Origin of the sequence: Paenirhodobacter sp. (assembly GCF_047600745.1) — a bacterium.
Lineage (GTDB): Bacteria > Pseudomonadota > Alphaproteobacteria > Rhodobacterales > Rhodobacteraceae > Rhodobacter.
The window spans coordinates 409,862-424,266 of record NZ_JASGKI010000003.1; the positions used below are offsets into that span (position 1 = coordinate 409,862).

General features: G+C 68.2%; 15 protein-coding genes and 1 riboswitch. Of the genes, 12 read left to right on the forward strand and 3 right to left on the reverse strand.

The features are described 5' to 3' along the window. Positions 1 to 271: 271 nt before the first annotated feature. Entirely contained in the window at positions 272 to 2,434 is a 2,163-nt protein-coding gene (locus QM789_RS08530; protein ID WP_420351482.1) for a hypothetical protein, read from the reverse strand. A gap of 552 nt (positions 2,435 to 2,986) precedes the next feature. Continuing rightward, positions 2,987 to 3,087, forward strand: a riboswitch (TPP riboswitch). 52 nt (positions 3,088 to 3,139) lie between these two features. Between QM789_RS08530 and thiD the strand changes: the two genes are divergently transcribed. The 12 genes from thiD to QM789_RS08590 all read left to right on the forward strand — a co-directional run bounded on the left by thiD (position 3,140) and on the right by QM789_RS08590 (position 13,443). Continuing rightward, positions 3,140 to 3,949, forward strand: coding sequence for a bifunctional hydroxymethylpyrimidine kinase/phosphomethylpyrimidine kinase (thiD, locus tag QM789_RS08535; RefSeq protein ID WP_420351483.1), 810 nt, complete (start codon positions 3,140 to 3,142; stop codon positions 3,947 to 3,949). Next, entirely contained in the window at positions 3,946 to 4,887 is a 942-nt protein-coding gene (locus QM789_RS08540; RefSeq protein WP_420351484.1) for an FAD-dependent oxidoreductase, read from the forward strand. The genes thiD and QM789_RS08540 overlap by 4 nt, the downstream gene beginning before the upstream one ends. Beyond that, a complete protein-coding gene (gene thiS / locus QM789_RS08545) occupies positions 4,884 to 5,078 on the forward strand; it encodes a sulfur carrier protein ThiS (RefSeq protein ID WP_420351485.1) in 195 nt (64 codons plus the stop codon). Before QM789_RS08540 ends, thiS begins: the two co-directional genes overlap by 4 nt. A 1-nt stretch (position 5,079) precedes the next feature. Beyond that, on the forward strand, positions 5,080 to 5,847 hold the full coding sequence (locus tag QM789_RS08550) for a thiazole synthase (RefSeq protein ID WP_420351486.1): 768 nt from the start codon (positions 5,080 to 5,082) through the stop codon (positions 5,845 to 5,847). Then, the gene (locus QM789_RS08555; RefSeq protein ID WP_420351487.1) at positions 5,847 to 6,431 is read left to right on the forward strand and encodes a thiamine phosphate synthase; all 585 of its coding nucleotides are present in this window, start codon (positions 5,847 to 5,849) and stop codon (positions 6,429 to 6,431) included. The genes QM789_RS08550 and QM789_RS08555 overlap by 1 nt, the downstream gene beginning before the upstream one ends. Beyond that, the gene (locus tag QM789_RS08560) at positions 6,410 to 7,375 is read left to right on the forward strand and encodes a HesA/MoeB/ThiF family protein (protein ID WP_420351488.1); all 966 of its coding nucleotides are present in this window, start codon (positions 6,410 to 6,412) and stop codon (positions 7,373 to 7,375) included. The genes QM789_RS08555 and QM789_RS08560 overlap by 22 nt, the downstream gene beginning before the upstream one ends. Beyond that, entirely contained in the window at positions 7,372 to 8,298 is a 927-nt protein-coding gene (locus tag QM789_RS08565) for an ABC transporter substrate-binding protein (RefSeq protein WP_420351489.1), read from the forward strand. Before QM789_RS08560 ends, QM789_RS08565 begins: the two co-directional genes overlap by 4 nt. Continuing rightward, positions 8,295 to 8,942, forward strand: coding sequence for a TenA family protein (locus QM789_RS08570; RefSeq protein WP_420351490.1), 648 nt, complete (start codon positions 8,295 to 8,297; stop codon positions 8,940 to 8,942). The genes QM789_RS08565 and QM789_RS08570 overlap by 4 nt, the downstream gene beginning before the upstream one ends. A 153-nt stretch (positions 8,943 to 9,095) precedes the next feature. Continuing rightward, positions 9,096 to 9,797, forward strand: a complete 702-nt coding sequence (locus tag QM789_RS08575; protein WP_420351506.1) for an ABC transporter ATP-binding protein — start codon at positions 9,096 to 9,098, stop codon at positions 9,795 to 9,797. A 148-nt stretch (positions 9,798 to 9,945) separates the two neighbouring features. Continuing rightward, on the forward strand, positions 9,946 to 10,671 hold the full coding sequence (locus QM789_RS08580; RefSeq protein ID WP_420351491.1) for an ABC transporter permease: 726 nt from the start codon (positions 9,946 to 9,948) through the stop codon (positions 10,669 to 10,671). Positions 10,672 to 10,861: 190 nt separating this feature from the next. Beyond that, on the forward strand, positions 10,862 to 12,520 hold the full coding sequence (locus QM789_RS08585; RefSeq protein WP_420351492.1) for a hypothetical protein: 1,659 nt from the start codon (positions 10,862 to 10,864) through the stop codon (positions 12,518 to 12,520). Between the two features lie 65 nt (positions 12,521 to 12,585). Then, positions 12,586 to 13,443 carry an urea carboxylase-associated family protein gene (locus QM789_RS08590; protein WP_420351493.1) on the forward strand — a complete coding sequence of 286 codons (858 nt, stop codon included), beginning with the start codon at positions 12,586 to 12,588 and terminating at the stop codon, positions 13,441 to 13,443. Here QM789_RS08590 and QM789_RS08595 read toward each other — a convergent pair. Beyond that, entirely contained in the window at positions 13,440 to 14,045 is a 606-nt protein-coding gene (locus QM789_RS08595) for a DUF1190 domain-containing protein (RefSeq protein ID WP_420351494.1), read from the reverse strand. The two genes, QM789_RS08590 and QM789_RS08595, sit on opposite strands and share 4 nt — an antisense overlap. Positions 14,046 to 14,048: 3 nt before the next feature. Beyond that, on the reverse strand, positions 14,049 to 14,405 hold a 357-nt coding region (locus tag QM789_RS08600), incomplete at its 5' end, for a glutathionylspermidine synthase family protein (RefSeq protein ID WP_420351495.1).

A 14,405-nucleotide genomic window follows, 5' to 3' on the forward strand; every position in this document is an offset into this window, starting at 1 on the left:
TTAACGCCAAGAGTACAGCATACGACGAGTCGGAAGCAAGGGAATTGGCGCCAACGCCAAGACAGCATGCCACAGCGGCGGACTCGGCAGTGAATTGGCGAGAGCGCCAAGAAGAGAGGTGAGGCACGCGCTGCTGATCACCCAAATTCAAGGCTGGAAGCACCACACCGTCGAAGCCCGGTAAGTGGAAGAGCGCCGAAACCGGGCGCCGCAGCCCCCCTTCGCGTCTGGGCCGGGGCGAGCAGCCTCCCCCAGCCCCACAACTTCTTGTCTACGCGGCTTCCCATACCTGGTTGAGGATTCTCGCTGCAATCTCGGCCTTGTCCTGCGGCAGGAAGCGCCCGTAGTGCTGGGCGACCATCTCTGCCGTGTCCTGGATCGCATAGCTCGCCTGCTCGTAGGAGCCGGTCTGCTTCAGGATATGCGTCGCCAGCACGTCGCGAACATTGTGCGGGCCGTGCGGGAGGAGGCCCTTGATCGCCCCCTTCCCCGTCCAAGGGTTGTAGATGCCGTAGCGCTGGATCGCGGTGCGCCAGGCCTCGTAGAAGGTGTTCTGGCCGTAGGCCGCGTTGGTGCTGGTCATCTTCGCCGTCTTGACGAAGAAGGTGCCGGGATCGGCGGCCGCGCTGATGAGCCGCACCCTGTGCCGGTCGATCCAAGCCTCGATCATCTCGTAGAGCCTGCCGAGATCGGGCAAGATGAGGCGGAACGGCTTGGCACCGAAGAACGAGGAGTTGGCGTTCTTGAACGCCACCGATGGGATCAGTATTTCCCAGCCCTGATCCCGTGTGCTCCAGCGCAACTCGCCCCGCTTCATGTCCTCCAGCCGGCGCTCGGCAGTCGGGAGCGCACTTCGCTTGCAAAACAGGAGCTCGCGCAGGTTCTTCTGGCGCAGCCCCGTGTGCAGACCGATCCGCAACAGCAGGAACGCCCTAACCGCTTCCGCCGCCGAACGCGGGTGATGCCGTTCATCCGGCATACGGCGCAGGATTTCCTCGGTGATCTTGCGATATTCGCCGACCGGGCTGGTGGCTTCCAGCACCGGCAGGATCGGCTCGAACGGATCGCGATGGATGCGCGCCACACGGTCGATCTCCTTGATGCGGCGCCGGGCGTGCTTGTACATCCGGTCGCACGCCGTACCCCAGTCGGCACGCGCTTCGGTGATGTCCTGCTCCGAGATCAGGCCGTCGATTTCCTTCAGGCTGCCTGCCATGCGCGGCGTCTGGCGCAGCCACCCGGTCTCCTCCCGGCAGAATGCCGCGGCGATCGACAGCAGGTCGATCTCCCATTTGGTGTAGAAGCCGCGGCGACGCTCGCGCCATTGCAAATACCAGTCCCAGATTTGAGGAAACACCATCATGGCGAAGGTCAGAAGCTTGGGATCGGCACCGAAGCCCTGAACCTCACTCTCCGGCGGGGCAGCAAAAGCTCCGAACCAAAGCCCGAAGTGCTCGACCTTCTGGGAAGCGGTTTCTTCGCCCCAGACCCCGTTCCGCTGCAAACCGAATGCGGCAAAGGTCGAAGTCTTGAAGCGCAGGATTTCCGCCATCTCGTCGTTCAACCGCTTCGGCGCATTGATGATGCCGGATTCACCCTCGGCCGTGGCAATCGAGGACTTGCGGCGTGGCCCGGAGGCGCAAGCGAAGCGGACGGCATAGCGCTGGCGCATCATCATCGTCTGATACCGGCGGTAGTCGGTCGAGCCGCTGATGATCACATTGCGAACCCAGTCAAGGATCTCGGCCTGTTCGCTGCGCGGCCGCCGATTGAAGTCTTCCGGCAGGTGCCAGGCCAGGCGACGCCGCTCGGCAGGGGTTGCATCATCGAGATTGAAGTCACCCGGCGCCCGATCGGTGCTGCCCATCTTTTTGGCGAAGTATCCGTCCGGCAGTCGGTAGCGCCGTTCGATCCGCTTCAGGATATCCAGGCTGATCGCCGTGCGCGGCGCCTTCGCTCCCCTGCCCCAACTGATCAAAGTGCTGCGATTGACGCCGTCCTCAGGACGGACCACCGCGTTGTAGAGGTGATATATCGTCTCGCCATGACGGGCGGCATGCAGCCGGAGCGCAACCCCGAAGCTGCCGGGTTCCTCCCAGGTTGTCTCCAATGGATCTGGAAACTCGACCACAGGTTTAGGCCGCCGTCCGGGCCGTTTGCCGTTGCGCGCGGAGGATGATGCCGGCGTGGCTTTCGCTACCTTGCGGTTGGTTCGCGCGCGTTCTGGTGCTGACGCTGATTTCGGCCTGGATTTCGCCTGAGGGCGCAGGCGGTACTCTGCGACAGCCCTGGCGACAGCATCGAAGATGGGCTGGAGACTGGCGCGGACGTGAGCCAGACGCGTGGGATCCATCCCGAGTTGGTCCGCCAGTGCCTTGAGATCCAGACCGCTACCCCGATAGGGTGGGTACTCGTTTCGCTCGAGCAGGCCCAAGAGGCATTCTCGCACGGTGCTCACCTCCTCCGGTTCGAGGACAGGCGTGAGCCTCAAGTCGCAATAGCTTGCGATCCTGTGCGGGGTCAGGGACGAAGGTGTTGATTTCATTGTTTGTCTTCCGATAGTCGCGGGGCGGCTGAGCTAGCGGAAGTATCGGCGCAACCGAAGAGCGTCGCTGCGCCTTCTGGTTGCGGGTTCGTGAGAGCAATCAGGCTCTAGCGTAGGGCTGCGTCGTAGCAGATCGTAGTTTGTCGCAGAATATCGTGCAAAATCGTAGGAATGGTTGCGGGGGCAGGATTTGAACCTGCGGCCTTCAGGTTATCGAGCAAGATAAATCATCATGGAATGACTGGGCGCTGTTTCCAGTTTCTTTTTGAAGCGATTTGGGACCGCTTCCAGCATCGTTGTTGACCACGGGCGCGGTTGATCGAGATGTATGCGAAACATATGGCTAAGCCCGGCACCTGCTGCGATCCAACAGCTCTCGCACAGGCCCTGGCGTCCCCGCGTGACGGCCCTTGCCAAGGCGTCCTCCCCGCTCTATCGTTCAGCCATCCGTTGGGGTGCCCCGTCCGGGGCTGAGAGGCTTGCGCTAACCCATCGAACCTGATCCGGGCAATACCGGCGTAGGGAACGGAGATCGCACCGGGGCATGGCCCCATGGTGCCCGTGCCCCGCCTGTCGCCCGTTACGGAGGATGACATGGCAGGGGTGGCAAAGCTGCTCATCATCGCGGGATCCGACAGCGGCGGCGGCGCCGGGATTCAGGCGGATCTGAAGGCCGCCTCGGCGCTTGGGGTCTATGCGGCAACGGCGATCACCGCGATCACGGCGCAAAATACGCTCGGCGTGCAGGCGGCGCAGGCGCTGGCGCCGGATCTGGTCGTGGCGCAGATCCGTTCGGTGCTCGACGATATCGGCGCGGATGCGGTGAAGATCGGGATGCTGGGCAATGCCGATGTCGTTGCGGCGGTGGCCGGGGCGCTGGAGGGATATGCGGGGCCGGTCGTTCTGGACCCGGTGATGGTGGCGAAATCCGGCGATGCCCTGTTGACGGAGGCGGCGGTCGCGGCGCTGCGCCGCCACCTGCTGCCGCGCGCTACGCTGCTCACGCCGAACCTGCCGGAAGCGGCGCGGTTGCTGGAAACGTCGGCGGGGATGGCCGCCCCGAATGCCTCCCCCGAAACGATGGGGCGCGGGTTGCTGGCGCTTGGGGCCGGGGCGGTGCTGGTCAAGGGCGGCCATGCCGAGGGGCCGGTCTGCCGCGATCTGCTGGTCACACCTGCGGGCACGCGGATCTATGAGGCCGACCGGATCGACACCCGCAACACCCATGGCACCGGCTGTTCGCTGTCTTCGGCGATTGCCGCCGGGCTCGCGCAGGGGCTGGCGTTAGCCGAGGCCGTGGCCCGCGCGCATGCCTGGCTGCACGGCGCGATCCTGGCCGCCGATGCGTTGCGGATCGGCCAGGGCCACGGCCCGGTTCACCATTTTCACGAGGTCTGGGCATGATCACCATTCTGGGCAGCGGCGTCGCCGGGCTGACGACGGCGACCGAACTCATGCGGCGCGGCCATGCCGTCCGCGTCATCGACCCGGCGGGGGCGCCCGGGCCGCATGGCTGTTCGTGGTGGGCGGGGGGTATGCTCGCGCCGTTCTGCGAGGGGGAGATTTCCGCACCCGAAATCGTCGCCCGGGGGCAGATTGCCGCTGATTGGTGGCAGGCGGCGGGGGCGGAGGTGCATCGCACCGGCACGCTGGTGGTGACGCTCGCGCGGGACCGGGGCGAACTCGACCGTTTCGCCCGCCGCACCGAGGAGCATGTCACGCTCGACCGCGACGGCATCGCCGGGCTGGAGCCGCTGCTGGCCGAGCGCTATGACCGCGCGCTGTTTTTCCCCGGCGAGGCCCATGTCACCCCGCGCCGCGCGCTCGCCACGCTGCGCGACAGGCTGATTGCGCAGGGGGTGACGTTCACGCAGGAGGGCACGCCCGAGGGCACGGTCGTGGATTGCCGGGGCCTTGCGGCGCGCGACCGGCTGCCCGGCCTGCGCGGGGTGCGCGGCGAAATGGCGGTGCTGCGCGCGCCCGATGTCACGCTTTCGCGCCCGATCCGGCTGCTGCATCCGCGCTTTCCCCTTTATATCGTGCCGCGCGGCGATGGGGTGTTCATGCTGGGCGCGACGCAGATCGAGGCGGGCGGGCGCGGCCCGGCGCGGCTGCGCTCGGTGGTGGAGCTGCTGAACGCCGCCTATGCGCTGCACCCGGCCTTTGCCGAGGCGGAGGTGCTGGAACTTGGCGCCGATGCCCGCCCGGCCTTTGCCGACAATATCCCCCGCGCCTTTCGCCAGGATGGGCGGATCCATGTCAACGGCCTGTTCCGCCACGGCTTTCTGATGTCACCGGCGCTCGCGCTCGCGGCGGCCGACCTGATCGAGGAGAACGCATGAACATCACCGTGAATGGCACGCCGCACCAGATCGCGGCGGCGACGCTCGCCGAGGCGCTTGTCGAACTGGGCTATGGTGGCGCGCGCGTCGCCACGGCGCTGAACGGCGCCTTTGTCCCCGCAGCCGCGCGCGGCGCGGCGCTCACCGAGGGCGACCGGCTGGAAATCCTCGCGCCACGGCAGGGAGGCTGAGATGCCCGTCTTTTACGGAACCGAAATCGCCTCGCGGCTGCTGCTCGGCACCGCACAATACCCCTCGCCACTGGACTTGAGCGAGGCGTTCCGCCGATCCGGCGCGGGCATCGCCACGGTGTCCCTGCGGCGCGAGGCGGCGGCGGGCGAGGGTCAGGCGTTCTGGGATCTGATCCGGGGGCTGAACGTGCCGGTACTGCCGAACACGGCGGGCTGTTATTCGGTGCGCGAGGCGGTGACCACCGCGCAGATGGCGCGCGAATTGTTTGAAACCGACTGGATCAAGCTGGAGGTCATCGGCAACCCCGACACGTTGCAACCCGACCCGTTCGGGCTGCTTGAGGCCGCGCGGATCCTCTGCGCCGAGGGGTTCCGGGTGTTCCCCTATACCACCGAGGATGGCGTTCTGGCGGGGCGGCTTCTGGATGCCGGATGCGAGGTGCTGATGCCCTGGGGCGCGCCGATCGGAACCGGGCGGGGGCTGAACAACACTTACGGCCTGCGGACCCTGCGCGCCCAATTCCCCGATGTGCCGATGGTGATCGACGCGGGGCTCGGCCTGCCCAGCCATGCGGCGCAGGCGATGGAGATGGGCTTCGACGCCGTTCTGCTCAACACCGCGGTGGCGAAAGCGGGCGACCCGGCGGCGATGGCCGAGGGCTTCGCGCTCGCGCTGCGCGCCGGGCGGCTGGCCTATGAGGCGGACCCGATGGAGCCGCGCGACATGGCCGCGCCCTCGACGCCGCTGATCGGGATGGCGGTGCTGTGATGGATCGTTTCTATCCGATTTTCGACGATGCCGCATGGCTGCCCCAGGCGCTGCCGCTTGGGGTGCGGCTGGTGCAGTTGCGGCTGAAGGACCGCGACGATCTGCACGACCAGATCACCCTTGCGCGCGACCTGTGCCGGGCCGCCGGGGCGACGCTCGTGGTGAACGACCACTGGCGCGAGGCGATCGCGCTTGGCTGCGACTGGGTGCATCTGGGGCAGGAGGATCTGGACACCGCCGACCTGCCCGCGCTGCGCCGCGCCGGGCTGCGGGTCGGGATCTCGACCCATGACGAGGCGGAGTTGGAGCGGGCGCTGTCGCTGAACGCCGATTACATCGCCCTTGGTCCGGTCTGGCCGACGATCCTGAAGAAGATGAAATGGCATGAACAGGGGCTGGACCGGGTGCGGCAATGGAAGGCCCGGATCGGCGATATTCCCCTCATCGCCATTGGCGGGCTGCGGCCCGAACGTGCCGCCCCGGCCTTTGCGGCGGGGGCCGATGTGGTCTCCGTCGTCACCGACATCACCCTGAACCCGGATCCGGAGGCGCGGATCCGCGAATGGATCGGGGTCACGCGATGAACCGCTACGCCCGGCAGGAGGCCGTTCTGGGCGCCGATGCACAGGCCCGGTTGCGCGCGGCGCGGGTGCTGGTCGTGGGGGCCGGGGGGCTTGGCGCGCCGGTGCTGCCCTATCTGGCGGGGGCGGGCGTCGGCCTGATCCGGCTGGCCGATCCGGACCGGGTGGAGGCGACGAACCTGCATCGGCAGACCCTGTTCCGCATGGATGACATCGGCACGCCGAAGGCGCTCGCGGCCGCCGCCGCGCTGCGCGCGCTCAACCCCGACTGCCGGGTTGAACCGATGGAAACCATGCTGGACCCGGCCAATGCCGCCACGCTGGCGCAGGGGGTGGATCTGGTGCTGGACTGCGCGGACAGTTTCGCCGTGGCCTATATCCTGTCCGATCTGTGCCGGGACATGGGCCTGCCGCTGATCCATGCCGCCGTGACCGGGACCGAGGGCTATGCGGGCGGGTTCTGCGGTGGTGCGCCCTCGCTGCGCGCGGTGTTTCCGGACCTGCCGCAGCAGATGGGGTCGTGCGCGCGCGATGGGGTGCTTGGCCCCGTCGTCGGCGTGCTGGGCGCGGTGCAGGCGCAGATGGCGGTGGCGCAGCTTGCGGGCCTGCCCTCGCCGCTTGGCCGGTTGATCAGCTATGACGGCGCGGCGCATCGCTTCGGCGGGTTTGCGTTCACGGGCGCGCCCGAACCCACCCGTGCGCCGCGCTTCGTCGCGCCCTCGCAGCTCACCCCGCAGGATCTGATCATCGACCTGCGCGGCGCCGATGAGGCCCCGCTGTTCCCCCGCGCGCGCCGCTGCGCGGACGTTACGACCCTGCACCCCGCCGCGGGCCAGCGCGTCGCACTGTGCTGCCGCTCCGGCATGCGCGCCTTTACCGCCGCCGAAACCCTCGCCGCCACCTGGCCCGGCGAAATCGCCCTCGTCGCATTGGGAGACCCGACATGAAACGCCTCACCCTCGCGCTTTGCCTCATGGCGGCGCCCGCCTTCGCGGCGGACAAGATGACCGTCGTGCTCGACTGGTTCGTCAACCCCGACCATGGGCCGATCATCATCGCCCAGCAAAAGGGTTTCTTTGCCGATCAGGGGCTTGAGGTCGAGGTCATCGCCCCCGCCGATCCGGCGGATCCGCCAAAGCTCGCCGCCGCGGGCAAGGCCGATCTGGCGGTTTCCTATCAGCCGCAACTGCACCTTCAGGTCGCCGAGGGGATGCCGCTGAAGCGCGTCGGAACGCTGGTCGCGACGCCGCTGAACTGTCTGCTGGTGCGGGCGGACGGGCCGGCCACGATTGCCGAGCTGAAGGGCCGCAAGATCGGTTTCTCCATCGCCGGTGTCGAAGAGGCGATGCTGGCCGCGATGCTGAAACCCGCCGGGCTGACCCTTCAGGATGTCGAACTGGTCAATGTCAACTGGTCGCTGTCGCCTTCGCTGATGTCGGGGCAGGTCGATGCGGTGATCGGCGCCTTCCGCAATTTCGAGCTGAACCAGATGGCGATCGAGGGCCATCCGGGCCGCTGTTTCTACCCCGAGGAAGAGGGCGTGCCGCCCTATGACGAGCTGATCTATGTCGCCGGGCCGCAGGCCGACCGGGCGCGGATCGCGCGCTTCCTCGCCGCCACCGAACGCGCGGCGGAATATATCGTCAACCATCCGGAGGATAGCTGGCAGACCTTCGCGGGCTCCGCCCCGGAGTTGAACGACGATCTGAACGCCCGCGCGTGGAAGGACACCCTGCCCCGTTTCGCCCTGCGCCCCGCCGCGCTGGACATTGGCCGCTATGCCCGGTTCGAGCGGTTCCTGAACGAGGCCGGGCTGATTCAGGGCACCCGCCCCGTCGCCGATCTGGCCGAAGATACCGGAGCCGAATGATGTATGGCGCCACCTTCCCGCTGTTGCGCGCCGCCGCGCCCGACTGGCACGCCTTCACCCATCATCCCTTCGTCGAGGGGCTGAAGGACGGCAGCCTGCCCCGCGCGGCCTTCCTGCACTACCTGCAACAGGATTACGTCTTCCTGATCCACTTTTCCCGAGCCTGGGCGCTCGCCGTGACCAAGGCCGAAACGGTGGCCGAGATGCGCGCCTGTGCCGCCACCGTCCACGCCCTGCTGGTCGAGGAGATGCGCCTGCACGAAGGCATCTGCGCCGAAGCCGGGATCGACCTGACCGGCGTCGAGGAGCGGATCGAGAACCTCGCCTATACCCGCTACGTTCTGGATTCGGGCGATCTGCTCGACCTGCTGGCCGGGCTGATGCCCTGTGTTCTGGGCTATGGCGAGATCGGCGCGCGGATGCTGCGCGAAGCGGGCGAGACCCCCTATCGCGACTGGATCGAGACCTATGGCGGGGCGGAGTTCCAACAGACCTGCGCCGAGGCCGGGGCGCTGCTGGACGCTGCCACCGCCCGCCGGATCGGCCCGCCCGGCACCGGGCCGCGCTGGCCCGCGCTGTGCCACCGCTTCGCCACCGCGACGCGGCTGGAGGTCGGCTTCTGGGACATGGGCCTGCGCCCATGATGCCCCTGACGCGGGCAGGCGACCATGGTGGCCGCAAGGCATCGCTGCGGCAGCGCGGCCGGGATCCGGCGCCATGATGCCCGGCAGTCCGGTCCCCCGGCGGCGGGCGGGCCTTTGGCGGCGGACCGTCCGAACAGCGGGCGGGTGGCGGGCATGACGCCGCCCGGTCTGGTGTTCGATGGCGATGTGCCCGGGCGGTTGGCACCGCTGCGGCTAACGGTGCCGGGCGGGCGCTGGACCTGTCTGCTCGGCGCTTCGGGGATCGGGAAATCGACGCTGCTCCACAGTTTCGCCGGGACGGTCGTGCCCAACGGGATCTGCACGGCGACGGATGGCGGGGCGCTTGCGGGGCGGGTCGCGCTGATGGCGCAGTCGGATCTGCTGCTGCCCTGGCTGAGCGCCGCCGACAACGTGGCCTTCGGCGCCCGGCTGCGGGGCGACCGGGCCGACCGGGCGCGGGTGGCGGCGCTGCTCGATGCCGTGGGGCTGGCCGATCACGCCGGGCGCAAACCCGGTACGCTGTCGGGTGGCCAGCGGCAGCGGGTGGCGCTGGCCCGGACGCTTTACGAAGACCGCCCCGTCGTCCTGATGGACGAGCCGTTTTCCGCGCTGGATGTGGCGACGCGGGTGCGGATGCAGGATCTGGCGGTGCGGCTGCTGTCGGGCCGGACGGTGCTGCATGTCACCCACGACCCCGCCGAGGCCGCCCGGCTGGGCGAGGCGATCGTGGTCCTGCTGCCCACCGGCCCGATGCCGCACACCCCGCCCCCCGGCCCGATCCCGCGCGCCCCCGACAGCACCGAAACGCTGGCCGCAACCGGCGCCCTGACCCGCGCGATGCTGGAGGCCGCATGATGACACAGACCCCGGCCCACAATGCCGCGGGGCGCATCATCTCTGCGCCGTCGCAAGACGCCCCGCGCAATACGGGGCACCGCGCGATGTCTGCGCCAGACGCCCCGCGTACCGGGCGCCTGCCCGCGCCTTCGCAAGGCCCCGCAGTATGAAGCTGCTCCCGATCCTTGCGCTGTTCGCGCTGTGGCAAGGCGTGGTCTGGCTGTTCGCCCCGCCGCATTTCATCCTGCCGGGGCCGGGGCGGGTACTGGGCGTGCTTTGGGCGGAACGTGGGCTGCTCGCCAGCCATGCGCTGGTGACGCTGGGCGAAGTGATGGCGGGGCTGGCGATCGGCGGGCTCTTGGGGGCGGTGTCGGCCATTGGCCTCGCGCTGTCGCCCCGGTTGTGCCGCTTTGCCCAGCCGGTGCTGATCGCAAGCCAGGCGGTGCCGGTCTTTGCGCTGGCGCCGATCTTCACGCTCTGGTTCGGCTATGGAACGGCGTCCAAGGTGGCGATGGCGGTGCTGATCATCTATTTCCCGGTCACCTCGGCCTATTTTGACGCGCTGATGGGGGTGCCGGCAGAGTGGCTCGCGCAGGCGCGGGTGATGGGCGCACGGCCCGGCGCGGTGCTGTGGCGGCTGCGCGTGCCCGCCGCGCTGCCCGGGCTGCTGACGGGGCTGCGGATCGCGGCGGTCTATGCGCCCATCGGCGCGGTGATCGGCGAATGGGTGGGGGCGTCGCGGGGGCTCGGGTATCTGATGCTGCTGGCGAACGGGCGGGCGAAGATCGACCTGATGTTCGCCACCGTTCTGGTGATCGCGGGGCTGACGCTGGCGCTGCACTGGATCGTGAACCGGGCAACGCAGGCGGTGCTGTCACGCCGCGCCGCGTAGCATTGCCGCCGCCGCCGCCCCGCGCTACTGTCCGCCCGCCAGACAAGGAAAGCGCCCGAAATGAACCTGTTGCAAGCCCTGATGTGGCCCGAGCCCGGACTCTGCACGGAACGGGACGTCTATGCCCGCCTGACCGGTCAGGTCGGCATGTCCCATGCCAACCGGCAGATCGCCTTTTCCGCTGGCGGGCATGCGGCGTTCAACACCTATTACAACCTGTTCCCGATCGGAAAATGGCGCCGTCACAGCGCGGTGGAACAGCTTCTCGCTCCGGCTGGAGGGCGCGGGCCGGTTCGAGGTGGTGGTGTTCGAGGCGATCGAGGATCACTCCTGGGAGCGGCTGGTGAACGAGATCGTCGATCTGCCCTGCACGATCGACCTCACGCCCGCGGACGGGTTCAACGAAAACGGGGTGCTGTTCTTCGAGTTGCGCGCCCTGACCGAAGGCACCCTGACCGATGCGCAATGGCTGACGCCGCAACCGCCGCTGCGCACGCCGGAATTGCAGGTCTCCGTCACCACCTTCCGGCGCGAAAAGGCGGTGGCGCAGACCGCCGCCCGGTTCGAGGCCTTTGCCGCGCAATCCCCCATCGGCGCGCATCTGCGCATGGTCATCGTCGATAATGGCCAGAGCGTGACGCTGCCGCCGATGGCGCATGTCGCGCTGGTGCCGAACGAAAACCTCGGCGGGTCCGGCGGTTTCGCGCGCGGGCTGATCGAGGCGCAGAACCGGGGCGCGAGCCATTGCCTGTTCATGGATGACGATGCCTCCGTCCACATGGGCGCTCTGGAACGGACCTGGACCTTCCTCGCCTATGCCGAGCGGCCCGATGTGGCGATCGCGGGGGCCGTCGCCAATGCACAGCACCGCTGGCAGTTGTGGGAGAACGGCGCCCTCTTCGACCGGCTGTGCCGGCCGCAGCATATGGGGCTGGACCTGCGCAATTTCGGCGAAGTTCTCGAACTCGAATTCGACACGATCCCGCGCCAGCCGGGGAATTTCTACGGCGGCTGGTGGTATTTCGCCTTCCCCGTCGATCAGGTGAAACACCTGCCTTTCCCGTTCTTCGTGCGCGGCGATGACGTCAGCTTCAGCCTGGTGCATGATTTCGACATCGTGACCCTGCCCGGGGTGATTTCCTATCAGGACGAGGATTTTTCCGTCAAGGAAACGCCGCTGACGGTTTACCTCGACCTGCGCAGCCATCTGGCGCATCACCTCGCGTTGCCGTCGATGGAGATCGGCCGGACCGGGCTGATCCGGATCATCGCGCGGTTCTGGATGCGCAGCCTGCTGGCGTGCCATTACGAAACGCTCGACGCCATCGCGCTGGCCTGCGAAGACGTTCTGGCGGGGCCGGAGTTCTTCCGCAACAATGCCGACATGGCGATGCGGCGCCAGCAGATCGGCGCGCTGACGCAGGTGGAACGCTGGGCCGCCGCCGCGCCGGGCGCACGGCCGCGCAAATCCGACCGGCACCGGTTCAGCCCGGCGAACCCGCTGTCGCGGATCGTGATGAAGGCCACGCTGAACGGCCATCTGCTGCCCGGATTTTCCCGGCTGGGCGATGACATCACCCTGCCCGCAAGCCTGCGCGGCGCGCGCCGCCCGATCTGGGGCGCGCGGTCGATCACCTATGTCTCGGGCGATGGCGCCAAAAGCTACACGGTGCGGCATGACAAGCGCAAAGCCTGGGCCGTCAGCCGTCGGATCTTCGGCCTGATGCGGCAGATCTGGCGCGGCTACGACCCGCTTCGGGACAATTGGCGGGCGGGCTATGTCGCGCTGACCGAACGGCCCTATTGGGAGGACCGGATGGGCCTGAAGGCCGAAGAGCCCGCCGCCTGACATACGGCGGGCTGGTCAATGCGGGAAAGGCGCGGCACAGTGGGCGGAGCAACAAAGGACCGCCCATGAAGCCCGCTCCGCTGACCCCCGCGCCCGCCGATGCCGGCCAACGCCGCGCGGTGCCGCCCGTCATCTGCTACCCGACCGATACGCTGCCGCGCCCCGACCTCGTGGCCTATCGCGCGCTGCGGGGCGGGCTGACCGTCACCGAACGGATCACCGTTCCCGCGCGCGACGCCGCCTGCTGGACGGTGCCCGCCGGGCATTTCTTCCGCATCCGCTGCGAGGACGGCCCGCAGGTCGGCGACCTGAACCTGTTCCACGCGGCCAACCTGAACGAGCGGTTCTATTCCGGCAAGACGCGGGCGCTGAACGGCACGCATCTGGGCGTGGGGGATCAGATGTTTTCCGCCTTCCCCTACCTGCGGCCGATGGCGACGATCACGCATGACACGCTCGACTGGTATGGGTTCGATGCCTTCGGCGGCGCGGTGCATGACGTGATCGGCACGCGCTGCGACCCCTATACCCATGCGTTGCTCAGCGGCGGGCAGTATCACCACTGCTGCCATTCCAACCTGACCCGGGCGCTGGCGCGGCACACCGGCCTGCCGCCCGAGGATGCCGCGCGCCATGTGCATGACGTGCTGAACGTCTTCATGTGCACCGGTTTCACCCGCGACACCGGACAGTATTTCATGAAGGCCAGCCCCGTCCGCCCGGGCGATTACCTGGAATTCTTTGCCGAAATCGACCTGCTCGGCTGCCTGTCGGCCTGTCCGGGCGGGGATTGCTCGGCGGAACATTCATCGGATGCCGCCACCTGCCATCCGCTGGTGGTGGAGGTGCTGCGCCCCGAGCGCGCGCCCGAAGGCTGGACCCCGCCCGCCCTCAGCCGCTACGATGGATCGCACGGGCTTTAGCCGCCCGACCCCACCGCCGACGACCCGAAGCCGCCCGTCGATTTCACCGGCGACTTGCTGTTCCAGCCGGTGGTGGGCTTGGACGACATCGGCGCCTTGTCAAAGGTCGTCGCGGGTTTGTTGAAGGTGCTGGTGGGCACCGTGGACGCGCCGCGGTTGTTGCTGAACGCCTGCCCGCCCGGCGTGGCGAAGCCGCCGTTCTTCTGCGGATACAGCGGCTGCGACATCAGCCCCCCGCCCGACATCATCTTACCCAGCAGGAACCCGGTCAGCAGCGGCATGAAGATGCTGCCCATGCCGCCGCCGCCCTCGCTCACCTGCGCCTGACAGTTGCCGACGCCGTGCTGTTCCTCGCACGAGGCCATCGCGTCATAGCGCGGGGCGGATTCCATATTGGTCTGCATCGCCTGCGCATAGGCGGTGGTGCATTCGTCCTCGGTCACCGTGGCGCCGGGCCTCGCCGATTCCGCCAGACAGGATTTCAGGTCGGGGAAGGCCGTGGCCTGCTCCGTCTGTGCCTCGGTCTTGCACGCCGCCAGCGCGAAGGCCGAGGCCCCGATCAGCCCGATGGTCAGCGGGCGCATGGTTCTGGATCGTTTCATGGGTCAGCCTTCGATGAAATGCGGGACGAACTGGCTCAGGTTCTGGGTAATCAGACCGGCATCCTCGCGCAAGCCCATCCCGGTGCAGCGCTCGCCCACCACCCAGGCGCCGATCACCGGGCGCTTGCCGTCGAACACCGGCAGCGGATGATAGGCCTGCCGGATCTTCGGCCCGGCGTCATAGCTGCGGTCCTCGGAGGCCGCGATCTCCTGCCCGAAGGTGTCGACGATCCGCACCGAGGCCCCCTCGCGCGAGAACAGCGGCTTCGTCACCACACCCTCGGGGAAATCGGCGGGCTCGTCCTCGAACACCGCGGGCAACAGGTTCGGATGCCCGGGGTTGAAGCGCCACAGCATCGG

Coding starts and splice junctions, on each gene's coding strand:
- thiD (WP_420351483.1), top strand. CDS start 3,140: ATGGCAGGGGTGGCAAAGCTGCTCATCATCGCGGGATCCGACAGCGGC.
- QM789_RS08540 (WP_420351484.1), top strand. CDS start 3,946: ATGATCACCATTCTGGGCAGCGGCGTCGCCGGGCTGACGACGGCGACC.
- thiS (WP_420351485.1), top strand. CDS start 4,884: ATGAACATCACCGTGAATGGCACGCCGCACCAGATCGCGGCGGCGACG.
- QM789_RS08550 (WP_420351486.1), top strand. CDS start 5,080: ATGCCCGTCTTTTACGGAACCGAAATCGCCTCGCGGCTGCTGCTCGGC.
- QM789_RS08555 (WP_420351487.1), top strand. CDS start 5,847: ATGGATCGTTTCTATCCGATTTTCGACGATGCCGCATGGCTGCCCCAG.
- QM789_RS08560 (WP_420351488.1), top strand. CDS start 6,410: ATGGATCGGGGTCACGCGATGAACCGCTACGCCCGGCAGGAGGCCGTT.
- QM789_RS08565 (WP_420351489.1), top strand. CDS start 7,372: ATGAAACGCCTCACCCTCGCGCTTTGCCTCATGGCGGCGCCCGCCTTC.
- QM789_RS08570 (WP_420351490.1), top strand. CDS start 8,295: ATGATGTATGGCGCCACCTTCCCGCTGTTGCGCGCCGCCGCGCCCGAC.
- QM789_RS08575 (WP_420351506.1), top strand. CDS start 9,096: ATGACGCCGCCCGGTCTGGTGTTCGATGGCGATGTGCCCGGGCGGTTG.
- QM789_RS08580 (WP_420351491.1), top strand. CDS start 9,946: ATGAAGCTGCTCCCGATCCTTGCGCTGTTCGCGCTGTGGCAAGGCGTG.
- QM789_RS08585 (WP_420351492.1), top strand. CDS start 10,862: ATGCGGCGTTCAACACCTATTACAACCTGTTCCCGATCGGAAAATGGC.
- QM789_RS08590 (WP_420351493.1), top strand. CDS start 12,586: ATGAAGCCCGCTCCGCTGACCCCCGCGCCCGCCGATGCCGGCCAACGC.
- QM789_RS08595 (WP_420351494.1), bottom strand. CDS start 14,045: ATGAAACGATCCAGAACCATGCGCCCGCTGACCATCGGGCTGATCGGG.